16 protein-coding genes and 1 riboswitch are annotated in these 18,552 nt (G+C 66.9%); of the genes, 6 read left to right on the forward strand and 10 right to left on the reverse strand.

What is annotated here, in order from left to right:
* Nucleotides 1-2 precede the first annotated feature (2 nt).
* Nucleotides 3-1,262 carry a glycoside hydrolase family 6 protein gene (locus D6T63_RS08515; RefSeq protein WP_182976935.1) on the reverse strand — a complete coding sequence of 420 codons (1,260 nt, stop codon included), beginning with the start codon at nt 1,260-1,262 and terminating at the stop codon, nt 3-5.
* 230 nt (nt 1,263-1,492) lie between these two features.
* Nucleotides 1,493-1,597: riboswitch (SAM riboswitch) on the forward strand.
* On the opposite strand from D6T63_RS08515, the gene sfnG reads away from it, so the two are divergent.
* From sfnG to D6T63_RS08535, 4 genes are all read left to right on the forward strand, one after another.
* Nucleotides 1,591-2,769: a dimethylsulfone monooxygenase SfnG gene (gene sfnG, locus D6T63_RS08520; RefSeq protein WP_120148589.1), complete on the forward strand. Its 1,179-nt coding sequence runs from the start codon at nt 1,591-1,593 to the stop codon at nt 2,767-2,769. (Overlaps the previous riboswitch by 7 nt.)
* Complete coding sequence (locus tag D6T63_RS08525; RefSeq protein WP_235830637.1) at nt 2,769-4,148, forward strand: O-acetylhomoserine aminocarboxypropyltransferase/cysteine synthase family protein; 1,380 nt, start codon at nt 2,769-2,771, stop codon at nt 4,146-4,148. The genes sfnG and D6T63_RS08525 overlap by 1 nt, the downstream gene beginning before the upstream one ends.
* Nucleotides 4,145-4,645: a CoA-binding protein gene (locus D6T63_RS08530; RefSeq protein WP_120148590.1), complete on the forward strand. Its 501-nt coding sequence runs from the start codon at nt 4,145-4,147 to the stop codon at nt 4,643-4,645. Before D6T63_RS08525 ends, D6T63_RS08530 begins: the two co-directional genes overlap by 4 nt.
* A gap of 142 nt (nt 4,646-4,787) precedes the next feature.
* Nucleotides 4,788-5,408 carry a PTS sugar transporter subunit IIA gene (locus D6T63_RS08535; protein WP_120148591.1) on the forward strand — a complete coding sequence of 207 codons (621 nt, stop codon included), beginning with the start codon at nt 4,788-4,790 and terminating at the stop codon, nt 5,406-5,408.
* Between the two features lie 178 nt (nt 5,409-5,586).
* Here D6T63_RS08535 and mmsB read toward each other — a convergent pair whose 3' ends face one another.
* The 8 genes from mmsB to D6T63_RS08575 form a co-directional block, all read right to left on the reverse strand.
* Nucleotides 5,587-6,822: a multiple monosaccharide ABC transporter permease gene (gene mmsB, locus D6T63_RS08540; protein ID WP_120148592.1), complete on the reverse strand. Its 1,236-nt coding sequence runs from the start codon at nt 6,820-6,822 to the stop codon at nt 5,587-5,589.
* Nucleotides 6,823-6,826: 4 nt separating this feature from the next.
* On the reverse strand, nt 6,827-8,356 hold the full coding sequence (gene mmsA / locus D6T63_RS08545; protein WP_120148593.1) for a multiple monosaccharide ABC transporter ATP-binding protein: 1,530 nt from the start codon (nt 8,354-8,356) through the stop codon (nt 6,827-6,829).
* Between the two features lie 117 nt (nt 8,357-8,473).
* Nucleotides 8,474-9,589 carry a multiple monosaccharide ABC transporter substrate-binding protein gene (chvE, locus tag D6T63_RS08550; protein ID WP_120148594.1) on the reverse strand — a complete coding sequence of 372 codons (1,116 nt, stop codon included), beginning with the start codon at nt 9,587-9,589 and terminating at the stop codon, nt 8,474-8,476.
* 58 nt (nt 9,590-9,647) lie between these two features.
* A complete protein-coding gene (araA, locus tag D6T63_RS08555; RefSeq protein ID WP_120148595.1) occupies nt 9,648-11,162 on the reverse strand; it encodes an L-arabinose isomerase in 1,515 nt (504 codons plus the stop codon).
* Nucleotides 11,159-11,881: an L-ribulose-5-phosphate 4-epimerase gene (locus D6T63_RS08560; RefSeq protein WP_120148596.1), complete on the reverse strand. Its 723-nt coding sequence runs from the start codon at nt 11,879-11,881 to the stop codon at nt 11,159-11,161. Before D6T63_RS08560 ends, araA begins: the two co-directional genes overlap by 4 nt.
* Nucleotides 11,878-13,572: a ribulokinase gene (gene araB, locus D6T63_RS08565; protein WP_120148925.1), complete on the reverse strand. Its 1,695-nt coding sequence runs from the start codon at nt 13,570-13,572 to the stop codon at nt 11,878-11,880. The genes D6T63_RS08560 and araB overlap by 4 nt, the downstream gene beginning before the upstream one ends.
* Before the next feature lie 165 nt (nt 13,573-13,737).
* Nucleotides 13,738-14,838, reverse strand: coding sequence for a LacI family DNA-binding transcriptional regulator (locus D6T63_RS08570; RefSeq protein WP_120148597.1), 1,101 nt, complete (start codon nt 14,836-14,838; stop codon nt 13,738-13,740).
* A gap of 4 nt (nt 14,839-14,842) precedes the next feature.
* On the reverse strand, nt 14,843-15,649 hold the full coding sequence (locus tag D6T63_RS08575; RefSeq protein ID WP_120148598.1) for a carbon-nitrogen hydrolase family protein: 807 nt from the start codon (nt 15,647-15,649) through the stop codon (nt 14,843-14,845).
* A gap of 79 nt (nt 15,650-15,728) precedes the next feature.
* On the opposite strand from D6T63_RS08575, the gene D6T63_RS08580 reads away from it, so the two are divergent.
* Together D6T63_RS08580 and D6T63_RS08585 are read left to right on the forward strand one after the other, a co-directional pair.
* Nucleotides 15,729-16,235, forward strand: coding sequence for a DUF427 domain-containing protein (locus D6T63_RS08580; RefSeq protein WP_235830638.1), 507 nt, complete (start codon nt 15,729-15,731; stop codon nt 16,233-16,235).
* A 114-nt stretch (nt 16,236-16,349) separates the two neighbouring features.
* A complete protein-coding gene (locus tag D6T63_RS08585; protein ID WP_120148600.1) occupies nt 16,350-17,135 on the forward strand; it encodes a SurA N-terminal domain-containing protein in 786 nt (261 codons plus the stop codon).
* An 81-nt stretch (nt 17,136-17,216) separates the two neighbouring features.
* Here the strand turns inward: D6T63_RS08585 and D6T63_RS08590 are convergent, their stop codons facing one another.
* Complete coding sequence (locus D6T63_RS08590; RefSeq protein WP_120148926.1) at nt 17,217-18,506, reverse strand: adenylosuccinate synthase; 1,290 nt, start codon at nt 18,504-18,506, stop codon at nt 17,217-17,219.
* Nucleotides 18,507-18,552: the final 46 nt, after the last annotated feature.

Raw genomic sequence — 18,552 nt, forward strand, 5'->3', positions numbered from 1 at the left:
AGCTAGGGGCGCACGGGTGCGCTTGTGTTGGCGATCAGGTCCACGGCCTGCTCGGGGAACCAGGCGCCGGCCGAAGGATCGACGCGGCCCCACTCGGGATCGACTCCATCGTTGTCCGTCAGACCACGGCTGCATTCTCCGTCCGACTCACCCGGGACCTTGATCCACAGGAAGGCGTCGGCGAGCTCATTGCCGGTGTCGGACGTTGGCAGGTAGCCGAGCCCGCGGCTCGGCGGGTTGCACCAGACCTGGGGGTCGGGGTAGGAGGCCGAGGGAACCCAGGGGCCCCGGCCGTTGCGGCTCGTGTCGATGACGAAGTGCGCGAGCTCATCGGAGGACGGGGCATTGGCGGCAGCGCCCACGTTCTGTGCATACCAGGCGTCGGTCAGACCCCAGGTGGAGAAGTCGGAGGGCGAAGCCGGGTAATACTGGCTTGCGCAGGATCCGTAGGCGCCCGGATTGATCTCCGTCGCGTAGTAGATGCACTGCGAGACCCACGAGCCGAACTTCAGCTGCCGCTCGGTGAGCTCGTAGTTCGAGACGTTGAGGAAGAAGCCGTCGGCCTTCTGGACACCGGCCTTCACGAGCCGGCTCGAGATCTCACCCGTCCCCAGCCAAGCACTGTGCGTCCCGTCGAGATAGACCTTGGTGTTGGGGAGGGCCTTGAGCTGGTCCACCGCGTAGTTGAGCATCTCGAAGCGCTCGGCGGCGGCAGTCGCGGAATTCGCTTCCGCCGGCTGGCACCACTCGAGATTGCCGTCCAGTGCTGTGTACCAGGGGATGATGCCCAGTCCGTCCGGTTCGAGCACCACCATGGCCGCCCTGTCCTGGATTCCGGCGGCGAGCGCATCGACCCATGCCTTGTACCCGGCGACGTCCGTTGCGCCACCGGCGGAGTACTGCGAGCAGTCCCGGAACGGCAGGTTGTAGGCGGCCAGTACAGGCACCTGCCGCTTGCCCGCGGCGCGGTGCGTGGTGTTCCTGACCTCCTGCGTCACCGTCGTCGGATCGCTGCCGGTGACCCAGACGGCCTGGGGCGTGGAGATCATCTCGCCGAGGCTGTCGGCCGCCGCCCGGTCACCCGAGGACCGCAGGTCCGCGATCTGGCGCTGTGCCTCGTGGTAGTGGTTCTGCTTCGGGACGTAGAACTCGGTGGCGGTCGGCTCCCCCGACGTCGGCTGCCCGCCCGTGGGGCCCTGTGCTGCGGCCGGGATTGCCGACAGGGCGGTGGAGGCGAGGACTCCTGCAAGTGCAAGCGTCATGGCGCAGGTCCTGGAAATGCTGAGCATCATTGCTCCTCATACTGTGGATGGTGGCGTGGAAGCCCGATCGGTAGCGACTTCCACACCCCCGTGGAAGCGCTCCCACGGCCAGTCTTTGTTGTTGTCCCCAACTTTGTCAAGACTCCCGGTACGGCTGGAAGTCACCTCGGCGGCACCTCATACGGGGACACATTGTTTGGTTCTGCAGCGTCCCGGTGTCAGACTCGAACCGACCATCCCGAGCGGCTGAGAGACCTGGCTCCATGAAGCCGCAGCAACCCTGGCTGCCGCCATCGAACGGCGACATGAGGGTGCTACTGCCAGGACGATGGAGGAAATAATGAGCGTCGCCGACCTTTCCACCCCCCTGAAATTCGCCTACTGGGTTCCCAACGTCAGTGGCGGCCTGGTGGTCTCGACCATCGAGCAGCGCACGAGCTGGGACTTCGACTACAACAAGAAGCTCGCGCGTATCGCGGAGGACGCCGGCTTCGAGTACGCCCTTTCGCAGACTCGATACGCCGCCTCCTACGGCGCGGACAAGCAGCATGAGGCCACGAGCTTCTCGCTCGCCCTCCTGGCTGCGACCGAGAAGCTCAAGGTCATCGCCGCCGTCCATCCCGGCATGTGGCACCCCGGCGTGCTGGCAAAATTCATCATCACCGCGGACCACATCTCGAACGGCCGCGCCGCTGTCAATATCGTCTCCGGCTGGCTCAAGGACGAGTTCGTCAATTTCGGCCTCGAGTGGCTCGAGCACGACGAGCGCTATGTCCGCACCGAGGAATTCATCCGGATCCTGCGCGGACTGTGGACCGAGCAGGGCTACACCCAGTCCGGCAAGTACTACAACATCAACAACTTCACGTTGAGCCCCGCTCCCGTGGACGTTCCGGGACGCCCGCATCCGGAAGTCTTCTTCGGTGGCAACTCCACGGCGGCGCAGGCCACTGCCGGGCGCGTCGCTGACTGGTACTTCTCGAACGGCAAGGACCTCGAGGGTTTCAAGGAGAATATCGCCGGCGTCCAGGCGTCCGCAGCCGAAGTGGGTCGGCGCCCCCGCTACGGACTCAACGGCTTCGTGATCGCCCGCGACTCCGAGAAGGAGGCCCGCGACACGCTGCGCGAGATCGTCGAGAAGGCGCACCGGCCCGCGGTCGAGGGTTTCCGTGACGCGGTGCAGGAAGCCGGCGCCTCCACGAAGGATGGCAAGGGCATGTGGGCGGACTCCTCGTTCGAGGACCTCGTGCAGTACAACGACGGCTTCAAGACCCAGCTCATCGGTACCCCGGAGCAGATTGCCGAGCGGATCGTCGAGTACAAGAAGATCGGCGTCAATCTGTTCCTCACCTGCTACCTGCACTTCCAGGAGGAGGTCGCGGCTTTCGGCACCGACATCCTGCCGATCGTGCGTGAACTCGAAGCGGATGCGGCACGCAAGGCAGGCGTCGACTTCGATCCGGGCGAGACCCTCGCCGGTACCCTCCCCAGCAAGGCAGGTGTCTGATGGCAGAACGCTCCTTCGGTTTCCGCACGCGTGCACTGCACGCCGGTGGCACCCCTGACGCCACCCATGGCGCCCGAGCCGTCCCGATCTACCAGACGACGTCGTTCGTCTTCAAGGACACGAACGACGCCGCAAACCTCTTCGCGCTGCAGAAGTACGGCAACATCTACTCGCGCATCGGTAATCCCACGGTGGCGGCTTTCGAGGAGCGCATCGCATCGCTGGAGGGCGGCATCGGCGCGGTAGCGACGGCGTCGGGCATGAGCGCGGAGTTCCTCACCTTCGCTGCGCTGTGCCAGGCCGGCGACCACATCGTTGCGGCCTCACAGCTCTATGGCGGGACCGTGACGCAGCTCGACGTGACGCTGCGGCGCTTCGGTATCGAGACCACCTTCGTTCCCGGCACCGATCCGGCGGACTACGCAGCCGCCATCCGCGAGAACACCAAGGCCGTGTACGCCGAGGTCATCGCGAATCCCTCGGGTGAGATCGCGGACCTCGCAGGTCTGGCGAAAGTGGCCCACGACGCCGGCGTCCCGTTCATCGTCGACTCGACCCTCAGCACGCCGTACCTCGTGCGGCCGATCGAGCACGGCGCGGACATCGTCATCCACTCCGCCACCAAGTTCATCGGTGGGCATGGCACCACCCTGGGCGGCGTGATCGTGGAGAGCGGCAGGTTCGACTGGGGAAACGGCAAGTTCCCCATGATGACCGAGCCCGTCCCCTCCTACGGCAACATCCAGTGGTGGGCGAACTTCGGTGAGTACGGCTTCCTGACGAAGCTCCGGACCGAGCAGCTCCGCGACATCGGGCCGTCGCTCTCGCCCATGTCCGCATTCCAGCTGCTGCAGGGCGTGGAGACCCTGGCCCAGCGTTTGGACGAACACCTCGAGAACGCCCAGGCCGTGGCGGAGTGGCTGCAGGCCGACCCCCGCGTGGAGTACGTCAACTACGCAGGTCTGCCCACGCACGTGCACCACGAGCGCGCGAAGAAATACCTGCCCCAGGGCCCCGGGTCCGTGTTCAGCTTCGGCATCAAGGGCGGACGCAAGGCCGGGCAGAAATTCATCGAGTCGCTGCAACTCGCCTCGCACCTCGCGAACGTGGGTGATTCGCGCACCCTCGTGATCCATCCGGGCTCGACGACGCACCAGCAGCTCTCCGCCGAGCAGCTCGTCGCGGCCGGCGTACCCGAGGACCTCGTGCGCATCTCCGTGGGGCTGGAGGACCTCGGTGACATCCTGTGGGATCTCGACCAGGCGCTCGACCTCGCCTTCGACGCCTCCGACGAAGCCTTCGACGACCTCCCGCAGGAGTCCGCCGGAGGAAACGACGACGACGCCTCGGCAACGCGCGCGGTAGGAGTGGGAGCATGAGCAGTACTGCACCGGAACGTACCTGGGAAGGCCCGTCGGCACCCGAACGCCTCGCGCTTCTCAGGAACGCGCGGTCCGTCGCGATCGTCGGGGCGTCGGACAAGCCGTCGCGCGCGTCCTACTTCGTGGCCACCTACCTCCAGTCGAGTTCCCCGTACCGCCTCTACTTCGTGAATCCGGTGGCCAAGGAGATCCTCGGGCAGCCGGCTTACCCGTCCCTCGAGGACCTGCCCGAGGTTCCCGATGTCGTCGACGTGTTCCGCAAGCACGACGACCTCCCCTCCGTCCTGAAGGAGACGCTCGACGTCGGCGCGAAAACGCTCTGGCTGCAGCTCGGTTCCTGGCACGAGGACGTGGCGCGGGACGCCGAAGCAGCCGGCCTGAACGTCGTGATGGACCGGTGTATCAAGATCGAGCATGCGCGGTTCCACGGCGGGCTCAACCTGGCGGGGTTCAACACGGGTATCATCTCCTCGAAGCGGCAGATCACCTCGTAGGGCTTCTTCGTCAGGTCCCTCGGCATCAGCGACGGATGCGACTGTTCGACCGGCAGCAGGGGACGCGACGACGGTAGGTGCCGGCGGTCCAGGCCGTAGCGGACGCACCCCAGGCAACACCCTTTGCACAGGAGGAAGTCCAATGTCCGATCTCATCACTCCGGAGCTTGTCACCCTGGATGCGAATGTAGGCACAGACCGGTCCTCGGTGATCCGCTACTTCGCTGAACAGGTCGCGGGACAGGGACGCGCCAGCAAGGCGGACGGCCTCTATGCCGATGCCCTGGCACGTGAGGAGAGAACCGCGACAGGAATCCCTGGGGGAATCGCCCTCCCCCATTGCCGGTCGAAAGCCGTGCTCGTCCCGACGCTCGCCGTGGCACGGTTGTCCCCCGCCGTCGACTTCGGTGCCAAGGACGGCCCAGCTGACCTCGTGTTCTTCATCGCCGGGTCACCCGGCACCGACGCGGAGCACCTGAAGGTGCTCTCGAAGCTCGCGCGATCGCTCATCCGGAAGGACTTCACCGCCTCCCTGAGGGCTGCCGAAACCAGCGAGGATGTCGTGCGGCTCGTCGAGGGAGCGCTGGGCGTCGGAGCCGGTGCCACCGCTGAAGCCGCTGCAGCCAGGAACGACGGCGTGGCGCAGGGTGAATCCGTCGCCGGAGCCGCCGCCGCCGCCGCCGCCGTCGTTGTTGCCGCCGCCGGAGATGCGAAGGCTACGCCTGCTGGACAGGATCCACCGGCTACCCGGGGTGGGGCGTAGGTCGCTGCGGTGTGTGAGCCCCGATCGGCTCTTCGCGCCACAGACCTGCGGGAATGAGAAGGCCGCTTCGAGGCCCGTTGGGGAATGAGCCTCGAAGCGGCGCTCATAGTTCGGTGATCGATGGGCAGGTCGCGGGCGTCGCGCCCTGCCCATCCTTTCTTCGTTTCCTGCTGCCGGCCTATTTGAGGGCGTTGGAGGCGCGGCGCTTGTTGAAGACGTCGAACCCGACGGCGAGCAGGAGCACCATGCCCTTGATGAATTGCTGGACGTCGATCCCCACACCCAGCAGGGACATGCCGTTGTTCAGCACGCCCATGATGAGACCGCCGGTGATGGCGCCGATCACGGTTCCCACGCCACCGGTCACCGCTGCACCACCGATGAACGCCGCCGCGATGGCGTCGAGCTCGAACAGGTTGCCTGCACCCGGGCCGGCCGAGTTCAGGCGACCGGTGAAGATGAGTCCCGCCAGGGCCGCGAGCACGCCCATGTTCACGAAGAGCATGAAGTCGATGCGCTTCGTGTTGACGCCCGAGAGCTGTGCGGCCTGCAGGTTCCCACCGCGAGCGTAGATGTGGCGACCGAACACGCTGTTGCTCATGACCAGGCTGTAGGCGACGATCAGGATGCCGAGGACCACGAGGACGATCGGCGTTCCGCTGCGGGAGCCGGCCAGCAGGTAGGTCAGGCCCAGGATGATGGCGGCGATGAACGCGAGCTTGGTGAAGAACCAGGCCGCGGGCTCGTCCTCGAGCTTCAGGCGCGCGCGCGTGGCCCGCCCCCGGAGCTGGCTGGCGACGAGAAGGACGACGGCGACGACGCCGAGGACCACCGTGGTCCAGTCGAGGAGGTTCGTCTCCGGTGGGAAGAGCCCGGGGAAGAGGAAGCCGCCGCCGAGCTGGCGGTACTCCTCGGGGAACCCGGTGATGCGCTGGTTCTCGAGCACGATCTGCGTGAGTCCGCGGAACACGAGCATGCCCGCGAGTGTCACGATGAAGGCGGGGATGCCCACGTAGGCCACCCAGAAGCCCTGCCAGGCGCCAACAATCCCGCCGATCACGAGCGAGGCGATGAAGGCCACCCACCAGGTGAAGCCCCAGTCCTGGATCATGATGCCGGACATCGCGCCGACGAAGGCCGCCACGGACCCGACGGACAGGTCGATATGCCCGGCGACGATGATCATGACCATGCCGATGGCCAGCAGCAGGATGTAGCTGTTCTGGACGATGATGTTCGAGACGTTGTCCGGCATGAGCAGCGCGCCCCCGGTCAGCACCTGGAACAGGGCGACGATGACGATGAGCGCTACGAAGATGCCGATCTGACGCAGCCGGCTCGTGAGGAAGGCCAGCCCGTGCTTCACGGGAGGCGGAGGTGCGGTCACTGCGGGGTCTTTGACTGTGGTTGCCATGGAATCAGTCCTTTTCCTTGGTCATGTACTGCATGAGAAGTTCGGGGGTCGCCTGCCCGATGGGCACTTCGGCGGTGATGCGGCCTTCGGCGAGGGTATAGATGCGGTCGCAGATGCCGAGAAGCTCGGGCAACTCCGAGGAGATGACGATGACGGCCTTCCCCTCCGCAGCCAGGCGGTTGATGATCGTGTAGATCTCGTATTTGGCACCGACGTCGATCCCGCGCGTGGGTTCGTCGAGGATGAGGACGTCGGGGTCCGAGAACATCCACTTCGAGAGCACCACCTTCTGCTGGTTACCGCCGGAGAGCTTGCCGGTGATGGCCGTGACGGTGGGTGCCTTGATGTTCATCGAGCGGCGGTACTCGCCGGCGACGACGGCCTCGCGTCCGCTGTCCACCCAGCCGCGCTTCGCCAGTTTGCCGAGGGCCGCACCGGAGACATTGCGCTTGATGTCGTCGATCAGGTTCAGGCCGTACCGTTTGCGGTCCTCCGTGGCGTACGCGATACCGTGTCGGATCGCCTCCCCGACGCTGCGCGCCGTGATCGGCGTCCCGTTCTTGTAGAGAGTGCCGGTAATACGTGAACCGTAGCTCCGCCCGAAGATGCTCATGGCGAGCTCGGTGCGGCCGGCGCCCATCAGGCCGGCGATACCGACGACCTCACCGGCACGGACCGAGAGGTTCGCGGAGTCGACCACCACGCGGGAACCCTCCTGCGGGTGATGCACCGTCCAGTCCTCGACGCGGAGCACTTCCTCGCCGATCACCGGCGTGCGGTCCGGATAGCGGCTTTCCATGTCCCGGCCCACCATGCCCTTGATGATGCGCTCCTCGGTGACGGAGCCATCGTGGAGACTCAGCGTCTCGATAGTGCGGCCGTCACGGAGGATGGTCACGGAGTCGGCGATCGCCCGGATCTCGTTGAGCTTGTGGCTGATGATGATGCACGTGATCCCCTCGTCACGGAGTCCCTTCACCAGCCCGAGGAGGTGCGCGGAGTCCTCGTCGTTCAGGGCTGCGGTGGGCTCGTCGAGAATCAGCAGCTTCACGTTCTTCGACAGTGCCTTGGCGATCTCGACGAGTTGCTGCTTTCCCACACCGATATCGCCCGCACGCACCACGGGGTTGAGGTCGAGGCCCACACGGCGCAGGAGCTTGGCTGCCTCCACGTTGGTCTCGTTCCAGTTGATGAACCCGCGCTTCTCCCGCTCGTTGCCGAGGAAGATGTTCTCGGCGACGGAGAGGAAGGGTGAGAGGGCGAGCTCCTGGTGGATGATGACGATGCCGTCACGCTCGCTGTCGCGGATGTCCTTGAATTCGACGACGGAACCCTCGAGTTCGATGTCGCCGTCGTACGTGCCGTGCGGGTACACACCCGACAGCACTTTCATGAGGGTCGATTTCCCGGCCCCGTTCTCTCCGCAGATCGCGTGGACTTCTCCGCGCGCGACGTCGAGATTGACGTCCTGCAGTGCCTTCACGCCCGGGAAGGTCTTGGTGATGCGGCGCATCCGAAGGATGTTCTCCGCCATGGTCGAGCCTCGCTTACTTGAGTGGAAGTCCCGGCGACGGCCGGGCGAGGTACAGCAGCCTGTGGCTCCGGACCGGAGCGGTACGGAGCCACAGGTATCAGGAGTGCTGTGGAACGGTTACTTGAGGTCGTCCTCGGTGTAGTAGCCGGTCTCGACGAGCGCTGCCTCGTAGTTGTCGACCGTGACGATCTGCGACTCGAGCAGGTAGGCAGGGACCACCTTGACGCCGTTGTCGTACGTCTCGGTGTCGTTCACCTCGGGCTCCTCGCCCTTCATCAGTGCGTCGACCATGGTGACGGCCTGCTTGCCGAGCTCGCGGACGTCCTTGAAGATCGTCGAGTACTGCTCACCCTCGACGATGGACTTCACCGAGCCCACCTCGGCGTCCTGCCCGGTGACGACCGGGAGTTCGTCCGCCGAGTAACCGCCCGAGGTCAGGGCCGAGATGATACCGATGGAGAGACCGTCGTAGGGCGAGAGGACGCCTTCGAGCCGCTCGCCGCCGCCGACGGTGAGGAGGTCCTCCATGCGGTCCTGGGCGGTGTCGGGCAGCCAGCGGAGGATCGCTGCCTGCTCGAACTCCGTCTGGCCGCTGGGCACGCGGAGCACGCCGCTGTCCAGGTACGGCTTGAGCGTCTTCATCGCACCGTCCCAGAAGAACGTCGCGTTGTTGTCGTCCGGGCTTCCGGCGAAGAGCTCGACGTCGAACGGACCCATCTCGCCGGTCTCCTTGCCCTCGGCGTCGAGGATGCCGAGGCCGGTGAGCAGCGAGGTGGCCTGCTGGACGCCGACTTCCTCGTTGTCGAAGGTCGTGTAGTAGTCCACGGTGTCCGACTCGTTGATCAGGCGGTCGTAGGCGATGACCGGGATGTCCTGGGCCTCGGCCTGGTCGAGGACGCTCGTCAGCGTGGTGCCGTCGATCGAGGCGACCACGAGGGCCTTCACGCCGCCGTTGATCATGTTCTCGATCTGCGAGATCTGCGTCGGGATGTCGTCGTTCGCGAACTGGAGGTCGACGTCGTAGCCGAGCTCCTCGAGCTGGCTCTTGACGTTCTCGCCGTCGGCGATCCAGCGCTCGGACTGCTGCGTGGGCATGGCCACGCCGATCTTTGCACCTTCATTGGATCCGCCCTCGGCAGCGGCGTCGCCGCCGCCCCTGCTCCCACCGCAGGCGGTGAGGCTGAGGGTCAGGATGCTGGCGGCCGCGATGCCGGCCAGGTATTTCCGATTCATGGTGGAACTTTCTTGTGAGTGGTTTCCGGCAGCGTTGCCGGCTTTCGGGGAGGAGCTCTTACAGTTTTTGCGCCAGCCGGTAGTATGCGGCGTTCCAGCGCAGCTCACGCTGGAAGTCACGCAGCCTGGTATCGGCGTCGATCCGCAGCAGTTCGACCTCGGCGATGTCCGCGAAGTCCTCGAAGACCTCGAGGCCCACCGCGGTGGTGAGGACGGTGTGGTGCGCGGCGCCGGCACTGAGCCAGGCCGCTGCGGACGTTTCGAGGCTCGGCTCCGGCTTCCACACTGCGCGGGCGACCGGCAGGTTGGGAAGCGGGGCGTCGGGCGGGACGACCTCGACGGCGTTGGCCGTGAGGCGGAAGCGGTCCCTCATATCCGACATCGCGACGACGACGCCGGCACCGGCGTCCGTGTCGAACACGAGCCGTACGGGGTCTTCCTTGCCGCCGATTCCGAGCGGGTGCACCTCCAGGGAGGGCTTGGACGTGGTCAGGGTAGGGCAGATCTCGAGCATGTGCGCTCCGAGGATCTTCTCCTCCCCCGGCACCAGGTGGTAGGTGTAATCCTCCATCAGGGAGGCGCCGCCGGGCAGTCCTGCACCCATCACCTTGGCCGCCCGGACGAGGACGGCGGTCTTCCAGTCGCCCTCGGCACCGAAGCCGTAGCCGCGTGCCATGAGCCGCTGGACGGCGAGGCCTGGCAGCTGGCGGAGCACGCCCAGGTCCTCGAAGTTCGTGGTGAAGGCACCGAAGCCACCCTCCTCGAGGAAGGACAGCAGGCCGAGTTCCTGGCGCGCGCCGTAGCGCAGCGACTCGTGCCGGTTCCCGCCGCGCCGGAGTTCGGGGACGACGTCGTACGTCTCCTCGTACTCGGCCACGAGCGCATCGATGTCGGACTCGGACTGGGCCTCGACGGCGGCGACGAGATCGTTGACGCCCCAGGTGTTGATCGAGACGCCGAACCGCAGCTCCGCCTCCGTCTTGTCACCCTCGGTGACCGCGACGTTGCGCATGTTGTCACCGAAGCGGGCGACCTTGAGTTCGTGCACGGCAGCCCAGCCGGCAGCGGCCCGCTGCCAGGTGGCGACCTTCGCGCAGACGTCGGGGCTCGAGACGTGCCCGACGACGGTCTTCCGCGGCACGCCGAGCCGCGACTGGATGTACCCGAACTCGCGGTCGCCGTGCGCGGCCTGGTTGAGGTTCATGAAGTCGAAGTCGATCTCGGCCCACGGCAGGGCGACGTTGATCTGGGTGTGCAGGTGCAGCAGGGGCTTGCGGAGGGCGTCGAGGCCCGCGATCCACATCTTGGCGGGACTGAAGGTGTGCATCCAGGCGATCACGCCGATCGCCTGGTCAGCGGCGTTGACCTCGAGCGCCATCCGGCGGATCGAGGCGGAGTCCTTGAGCGTCGGCTTCCAGACGACCTTCACGGGAAGGCCGGACTCGCCGAGCATCCGGACGATCTCCTGGGACTGTTCCGCGACCTGCTGCAGGGTTTCCTCACCGTAGAGGTCCTGGCTCCCGGTGAGGAACCAGACTTCATAGGCATCGAGGGTCGTGCTGAGGGGGCTCATGCGGGGGCTCCTGGAGTCGTGGGTTGACCGTACACGTTCTGGTAGCGGTCGAACAGTGAGTCGATGTGCTCGGGCTGGATGCCTGCGGGCGCGCCGAGCTGGCGCGAGATGTGGACGGTGCGGGCGACGTCCTCGAGCATGACGGCGGCCTTGACGGCATCCTTCGCGTCCTTGCCGATGGTGAAGGGCCCGTGGCTCTTCATCAGGACGCCACGGGAGCGGTGGTTCGCCAGCGTCTCGACGATTCCGCGACCGATCGAGTCGTCACCGATGATCGCGAAGGGACCCACGGGTATCTCCCCGCCGAACTCGTCCGCCATTGCCGTGATGACACAGGGGATGGCCTCGCCGCGGGCGGCCCAGGCCACCGCATAGGTGGAGTGCGTGTGCACCACGCCGCCGACGTCGGGCATGTGGCGGTACACGTAGGCGTGGGCGGCGGTGTCACTCGACGGCGACCGGTCCGACCCGGGCGTTCCCTCGATGACGTTGCCGTCGAGGTCGCACAGGATCTGGTTCTCCGGCGTCAGCTCGTCGTAGCTGACGCCGGAGGGCTTGATGACGAACAGGTCCGCTCCGGGGACGCGGCCGGAGACGTTGCCGCCGGTCCAGACGACGAGTCCGTAGCGCACGAGTTCCGCATGCAGCGCTGCGACGTCCCTGCGGACCCCGGCGATCGCGGCTTCGATCTCCGGGCCGAAGGCGGTGGCGCCGGTCATGCCGACACTGCCTGCGGCGTGCGGGCCGAACGGCGGAGGGCTTTCAACCGATGCATAACGTCGTTGGCGCCACGGCCGAAGTAGTCGTGCAGTTCGGCGTACTCGCGATAGAGGGCGTCATAGGCGGCCGCGCTCTCGGGATCGGGAGTGTAAGCGGCCCTGTCGAGGCGGCCCATCGCGGCGGCGGCCGCGTGGATGTCCTCATAGGCACCGGCGGCGACCGCGGCATGGATGGCGGAACCCAGGGCTGGTCCCTGCGAGCTGCCGATCACCGAGATGGGCATGTTGAGGACGTCCGCGTAGACCTGCATCAGGAAGGGATTGCGGATGAGTCCGCCTGCGGCGACGAACTCGGTGACGGGAACGCCGGCGGCGTTGAAGGTCTCGACGATCTTCCGGGTTCCGAACGCCGTCGATTCCAGCAGCGCCCGGTACACCTCGTGCGGCTTGGTGGCCAGTGTCAGGCCCACGATGGTGCCGGACAGCTCGTGGTCCACGAGGACGGAACGGTTGCCGGAGTGCCAGTCGAGGGCCACGAGACCGTGGGCGCCGACGGGCTCCACCTGCGCCTGTTCGGTCAGGTACTCGTGCACGCTCAGGCCCTGTGCCGTGGCGGCGTCCTTGATCTCGCCGGGCACCTGGTTGGCGACGAACCAGGCGAAGATGTCGCCGACGCCGGACTGCCCGGCCTCGTAGCCGTAGAAGCCCTCGACGATCCCGCCGTCGACGACGCCGCACATGCCGGGCACCTCACTCAGCCGGTCCGAGTTCATGACGTGGCAGGTCGAGGTGCCCATGATGGCCACCATCTGACCGGGATCGGTCGCCTGTGCTGCGGGGGCTGTCACGTGCGCATCGACGTTCCCGACGGCGACGGCGATGCCCGCGGGCAGTCCCGTCCAGGCCGCTGCCTCCTCCGAGAGTGATCCCGCCTTCGACGCGAGTGCGCCGATGGTGTGCGCGACCTTCTCGCGGGCGAAACCGGCGAAGTCGGGGTTGAGGGCCGCGAGGAACTCGTCGGACGGGTACGCGCCATCCTGGTAGATGCCCTTGTACCCGGCGGTGCAGGCGTTCCGCACGTACTCGCCCGTGAGCTGCCAGACGATCCAGTCGGCGGCCTCGACCCAGTGCTCCATCAGGTCGTACAGCTCGCGGTCCTCCTCGAGCAGCTGGAGTCCCTTCGCGAACTCCCATTCGCTGGAGATGAGCCCGCCGTAGCGGGGCAGCCAGGCCTCACCGCGCTCGGCGGCCAGTTCGTTGATGCGGGTGGCCTGGCCCTGCGCTGCGTGGTGCTTCCACAACTTGACGTAGGAGTGCGGGCGGCCCTCGTACCCGGGCACCTCGTTGAGCGGTGTGCCGTCGGCGAGGGTGGGCACCATGGTGCAGGCGGTGAAGTCGGTGGCGATGCCGATGACGTCCTGCGGGTCGATGCCCGCTTCCCTCACGGCCGCGGGAACGGCCACGCGGAGGACGTCGACGTAGTCCGATGGGACCTGCAGCGCCCACTCGGGTGGGAGCTGCTCCCCGGTGGCCGCCAGCGTGGCGTCCATGACGGCGTGGGGATAGTCGAGCGTGGAGGCACCGAGTTCGGCGCCGTCGGAGACGCGGACGACGACGGCGCGCCCCGACAGGGTGCCGTAGTCGACGCCGATGACGTAGGTGGTTCCGGTGCCGGCGTATGCCCCGGTCATGGATGCGCCCGTGGTGGAGTCACTCAAGGGAAGGACCTCTTTGTTCTTCTCGACACCGCGTAGCAGTGCTCTGGTGGATCGAAGTGGTGGTGTACGGATCACGTGACCATCCATGTGACCGTTCACATTGCAGCTACCAGTGTAAGCGTGCCTCCGTGGGCGATGTCAATGATCCGCGGGTAACGAGGACGTATCGGCCGCTACCTCCGCTGTCGACGCGCGGACGACGAGTTCGGGGATCACATCGGGCGCGGCGCCGGCGACGCCCGGCACCACCCCCGCTCCTCCGTCCCCGATGAGCCCGAGCAACCTCGCGACGCACCGTCTGCCCAGCTCCGGGAAGTCCTGCCGCACTGTCGTGAGCGGCGGCCAGTAGTGCGGAGCTTCCGGGACGTCGTCGAACCCGACCACGCTCATGTCCTCAGGCACCCTGCGCCCGTTCTCGCGGAAGGCGTGGAAGAGCCCGAGTGCCATCTGGTCGTTCGAGGAGAACACCGCGGTGACGCCCGGATCCCGTGCCATGCCAAGTCCCACCCTGTAACCCGACTCGGCTGTCCAGTCCCCGGTCAGAAGATTCTCCGGCGTGCATCCCCAGGCCTCCATCTCGCTGCGGTATCCCCGGATACGCGCCTCGGTCTCGAACCAGCCGTCCGGACCGGCCACGTGCACGATGCGTCGGTGACCGAGCTCGAGCAGGTGCCGGGTGGCAAGAGCCGCTCCGCCTGCCTGGTCGACGGACAGGCGATGGTCGTCATGGGCCTTCGCCGAATGGACCGTCACGAAGGGCAGCGTGATCGACAGCCGTTCGATCTCGCCGAGAGTCTGGGTCTGGGGCGCCAGGATGATGAGCCCGTCGACGCCGTGGGCAAGCAGCCGGTCGAGGGCCGCACGGATCGAATCGCCGTCGACGTCGTCGAGGTGCGCGACGTCGACGCCGTACCCTGCCTCCCGCGCAGCGCTGTCGATGGCCTGCAGGCTGGCGGCGGGGCCGTATTCGAAACCCTTGCTCACGAGCACGCCGATGGTGGTGGACCGGCTGGTCACGAGCGCGCGGGCGGCCCGATTCGGACGGAAGCTGAGCTCGTCCATCGCGGCGAGCACGCGGTCGCGCGTCTCGGCCCGGAGGCTCGGGTGCCCGTTGATGACGCGGGAGACCGTCTGGTGGGAGACGCCGGCGCGGCGGGCCACATCGCGGATGTTCGCGGCGCGGGCGGGGTCCGCTGGCCGCTGCCGGCTCTCCGCGGCGACGCTGCCCGCGGCGTTCACCGCGTCAGTGGGAGTCGACAATGGTGTCGTTCCGCGCAAAGCGCCGATTGCGGAGCACCGGGAGGAACTCGCGGACGTCGTCGACCCTGCGGCGGGTCACGTCCGTGGTGACGATCCCGCGCTCCTCGTCCTCGAGGTGCACCTGGGGAATACCCATGGGGTCGATGATGGCCGAGTGGCCGATCGTGTGGCCACTCGACGTTCCGGCCGCGGCCACCCAGACCGTGTTCTCGATGGCGCGTGCCTTGAGCAGGGTCTCCCAGTGGTCGACCTTGTGCTCGCCCTTGAACCATGCGGCGGGTACGCAGAGGAGGTCGGCACCGGCATCGACCAGCGCGCGCGCCTGCTCGGGAAAGCGGATGTCGTAGCACGTCATGAGCCCCACCCGGACCCCGCCGAGGTCGGCGACCTTGATGCCGCCGTCGCCCGGTTTGATACGCGTGGACTCGGAGTAGCTGAAGGCGTCATAGAGGTGGAGCTTGCGGTAGGTGTCGACGATCCGGCCGGTGGCGTCCACGAGGACGAGCGTATTGAAGGGCCGTTCCTCGCCGCTCGACTCGTACCCGCCGGCAACGACGGCGATGGAGTGCTCGGCCGCGAGGAAGGACAGCTGCTGGACGAAGGAGGTCCAGTTGTCCTCCACGGCCCGCTGGAGCGAGCCCTCCACGTTGCCGATCGAGAACATGGATTCCTCGGGGAAGACGATCAGCTCGGAGCCCTCGGAACTCGCCTGCCCTGCGAGTTCCCGCATGACCGCGAGGTTTGCCGGGGCGTCCCCACCCGGTTTGAACTGACCAACGCTGACTTTCATGCTGCCATCCTCACCTGTCCGCCGTGCCGTCCGTCAAGCGTACAGACTCCCGCCCGGCGCGCCGGAGTACCCTCGTTCCATGAAGAACCCGATGAGGAGCAAGCGCGTCACGCCCGGCCCCGGCCAGGAGTCCGTCTGGGACTACCCCCGGCCGCCACGCGTGGAGCGGACGTCGGCGATCATCGAGGTCCGCTTCGGCGGGCAGCTGATCGCCCGGACCGACAGGGCGGTCCGGGTCCTCGAGACGAGCCACCCACCGGTCTACTACCTGCCGATCGGGGACTTCGCGCCCGGCGTCCTGGTTCCGGTCGAGGGCACCACGCACTGCGAGTTCAAAGGAGCAGCCGGCTACTTCGACGTCGTCACCGGCGGTGCGAGCAGCCCCCGCGGAGCCTGGACCTACCCCACTCCCGTCCGCGGCTACGAGGATCTGTCCACCCGCGCCGCGATCTACCCCTCCCAGATGGACGCATGCACCGTGGACGGCGAGACGGTCCAGGCGCAGGAGGGTGACTTCTACGGTGGCTGGATCACGGCCTCGATCGTCGGACCGTTCAAGGGAGGCGCAGGTACGTGGGGTTGGTGACACCGTCCGCACCGCCGGCGTACCCAGCGGGCGTACAGGGAATGTCGAGCGAACTGCCACGGGCGATTGCTACAGTTGCAGGCTGATCATTCTCCAACTTTGAGGACAGCACCTATGGCCTTCCCAGCCACAGCACGGAAAAGGCGGCTACTCGCTGCCGCGTTCATCGGATCGGCCGCCCTCTTGAGCGCCTGCGGCAGCGGGGAAGACCCTGCGGACGGCGCCGCGGAATCCAGCGCCGCCAGCGAGCCTGCCGCCGGGGCGTCGGAGTCCGCAGCAGCCCTCCCTGAGCCGGACCTCGCGGACATCCCCGAGGTCGTCGCGGTCGTCAACGGCACGGAGATCGGCCGCGACATCTTCACCACCACCTACGAGGGCCAGTTCCAGCAGGCCGCGTCCTCCGCACAGGCGAGCGGGCAGGAACTCGATCAGGCTCAGCTGAGGACCACCGTCGCGGACAACCTCGTCAGCACCGAACTGCTGCGGCAGGAGGCGGAGAAGCGGGGTATCGAGGCCAGTCCCGAGGCCCTCACCGCCGCGACCGACAAGCTGTTGGAGAGCAGCCAGCTCGGCTCGGAGGAAGAGCTGCGTGCTGCGTTCGCTGAGCAGGGCCTCGACGACGCCGCCTTCGACCAGCAGCTCTCGGACCAGGTGAAACTGGATGCGCTGATCGCGGAGGAAGCCGGAGATACCGCGCCTACCGACCAGGAGATCCAGGACACCTACGACGCCGCCGTCGCCCAGCAGGAATCATCCGGCGAAACCGCAACGCCCATCCCGCCGCTCGAGGACGTGCGTGCGCAGATCGAGGAACAGCTGTCCGGCGAGAAACTGTCGGCTGCCGCGCAAACCCTGATCGCGGAGCTGCGCGAGGGCGCAGACATCACCGTCAACCTCTAGTACCTGTGCCTGCCGACCCGATGGCAGGCACAGGAACGGCCCCCTCGCCAGGCGTGGGGGCCGTTCCTGTATCCGGAGGTATCAGCTCCCGATGAGGTCGTTGACCACGATGGTCTGCTCGCGGTCCGGGCCGACGCCGATCGCGGAGAACCGCGTACCGGACAGCTTCTCCAGCGCGCGCACGTAGGTCTGTGCGTTGTCGGGCAGGTCCTCGATGGTCCGGGCTCCCGTGATGTCCTCGGTCCATCCGTCGAAGTACTCGAAAATCGGCTTCGCGTGGTGGAACTCGGTCTGCGTCATGGGCATCTCGTCGTGGCGTACGCCGTCGACGTCGTACGCCACGCACACCGGGATGGTCTCGATGCCCGTGAGGACGTCGAGCTTCGTCACGAAGTAGTCCGTGAAGCCGTTCACGCGCGAGGCATGGCGCGCAAGCACGGCGTCGTACCAGCCGCAGCGGCGCGGGCGGCCCGTGTTCACGCCGAACTCGCCGCCCTTGGTCTGCAGGTACATCCCCATGTCGTCGAAGAGCTCGGTGGGGAAGGGACCCGCACCGACCCGCGTCGTGTAGGCCTTGATGATGCCCACCGCACGGCTGATGCGCGTGGGGCCGATACCGGACCCGACGGACGCACCGCCTGCGGTCGGATTCGACGACGTCACGAACGGGTAGGTGCCGTGGTCGACGTCGAGGAACGTGGCCTGGCCGCCTTCCATGAGGACGACCTTGCCGGCGTCGAGCGCCTCGTTGAGCACGAAGGTGGAGTCGATGACGAGGGGCTTGAGCCGCTCGGCGAAGGACAGGAAGTACTCCACGACCTCCTCGACCTCGACGTTGCGCCGGTTGTACACCTTCACGAGCAGTTCGTTCTTCTGCTTGAGCGAACCCTCGACCTTCTGGCGCAGGATCGACTCGTCGAAGACGTCCTGGACGCGCAGTCCGAGGCGGGCCACCTTGTCCATGTAGGCGGGGCCGATTCCGCGGCCCGTGGTGCCGATGGCACGCTTCCCGAGGAAGCGTTCGGTGACCTTGTCCAGCACCTGGTGGTACGGCGCCACGAGGTGCGCGTTCGCGGACACGCGCAGCTTCGAGGTATCGGCGCCGCGGGCCTCGAGCCCGTCGATCTCCTCGAAGAGGGCTTCGAGGTTGATGACGCAGCCGTTGCCGATGATCGGAATGGCGTTGGGGCTGAGGATGCCGGCAGGAAGGAGCTTCAGCTCGTACTTCTCGCCGTTGACGACGACGGTGTGCCCGGCGTTGTTGCCGCCGTTCGGCTTCACGACGTAGTCGACCCGGCCGCCAAGCAGGTCAGTGGCCTTGCCCTTACCCTCGTCGCCCCACTGGGCTCCGACAATGACGATTGCTGGCATGGGATCCTCCCCCATCGGTACGGGTTCCTCCCGCGCAACCGCGGAA

This window comes from Arthrobacter cheniae, from assembly GCF_003602275.1.
Lineage (GTDB): Bacteria > Actinomycetota > Actinomycetes > Actinomycetales > Micrococcaceae > Arthrobacter_D > Arthrobacter_D cheniae.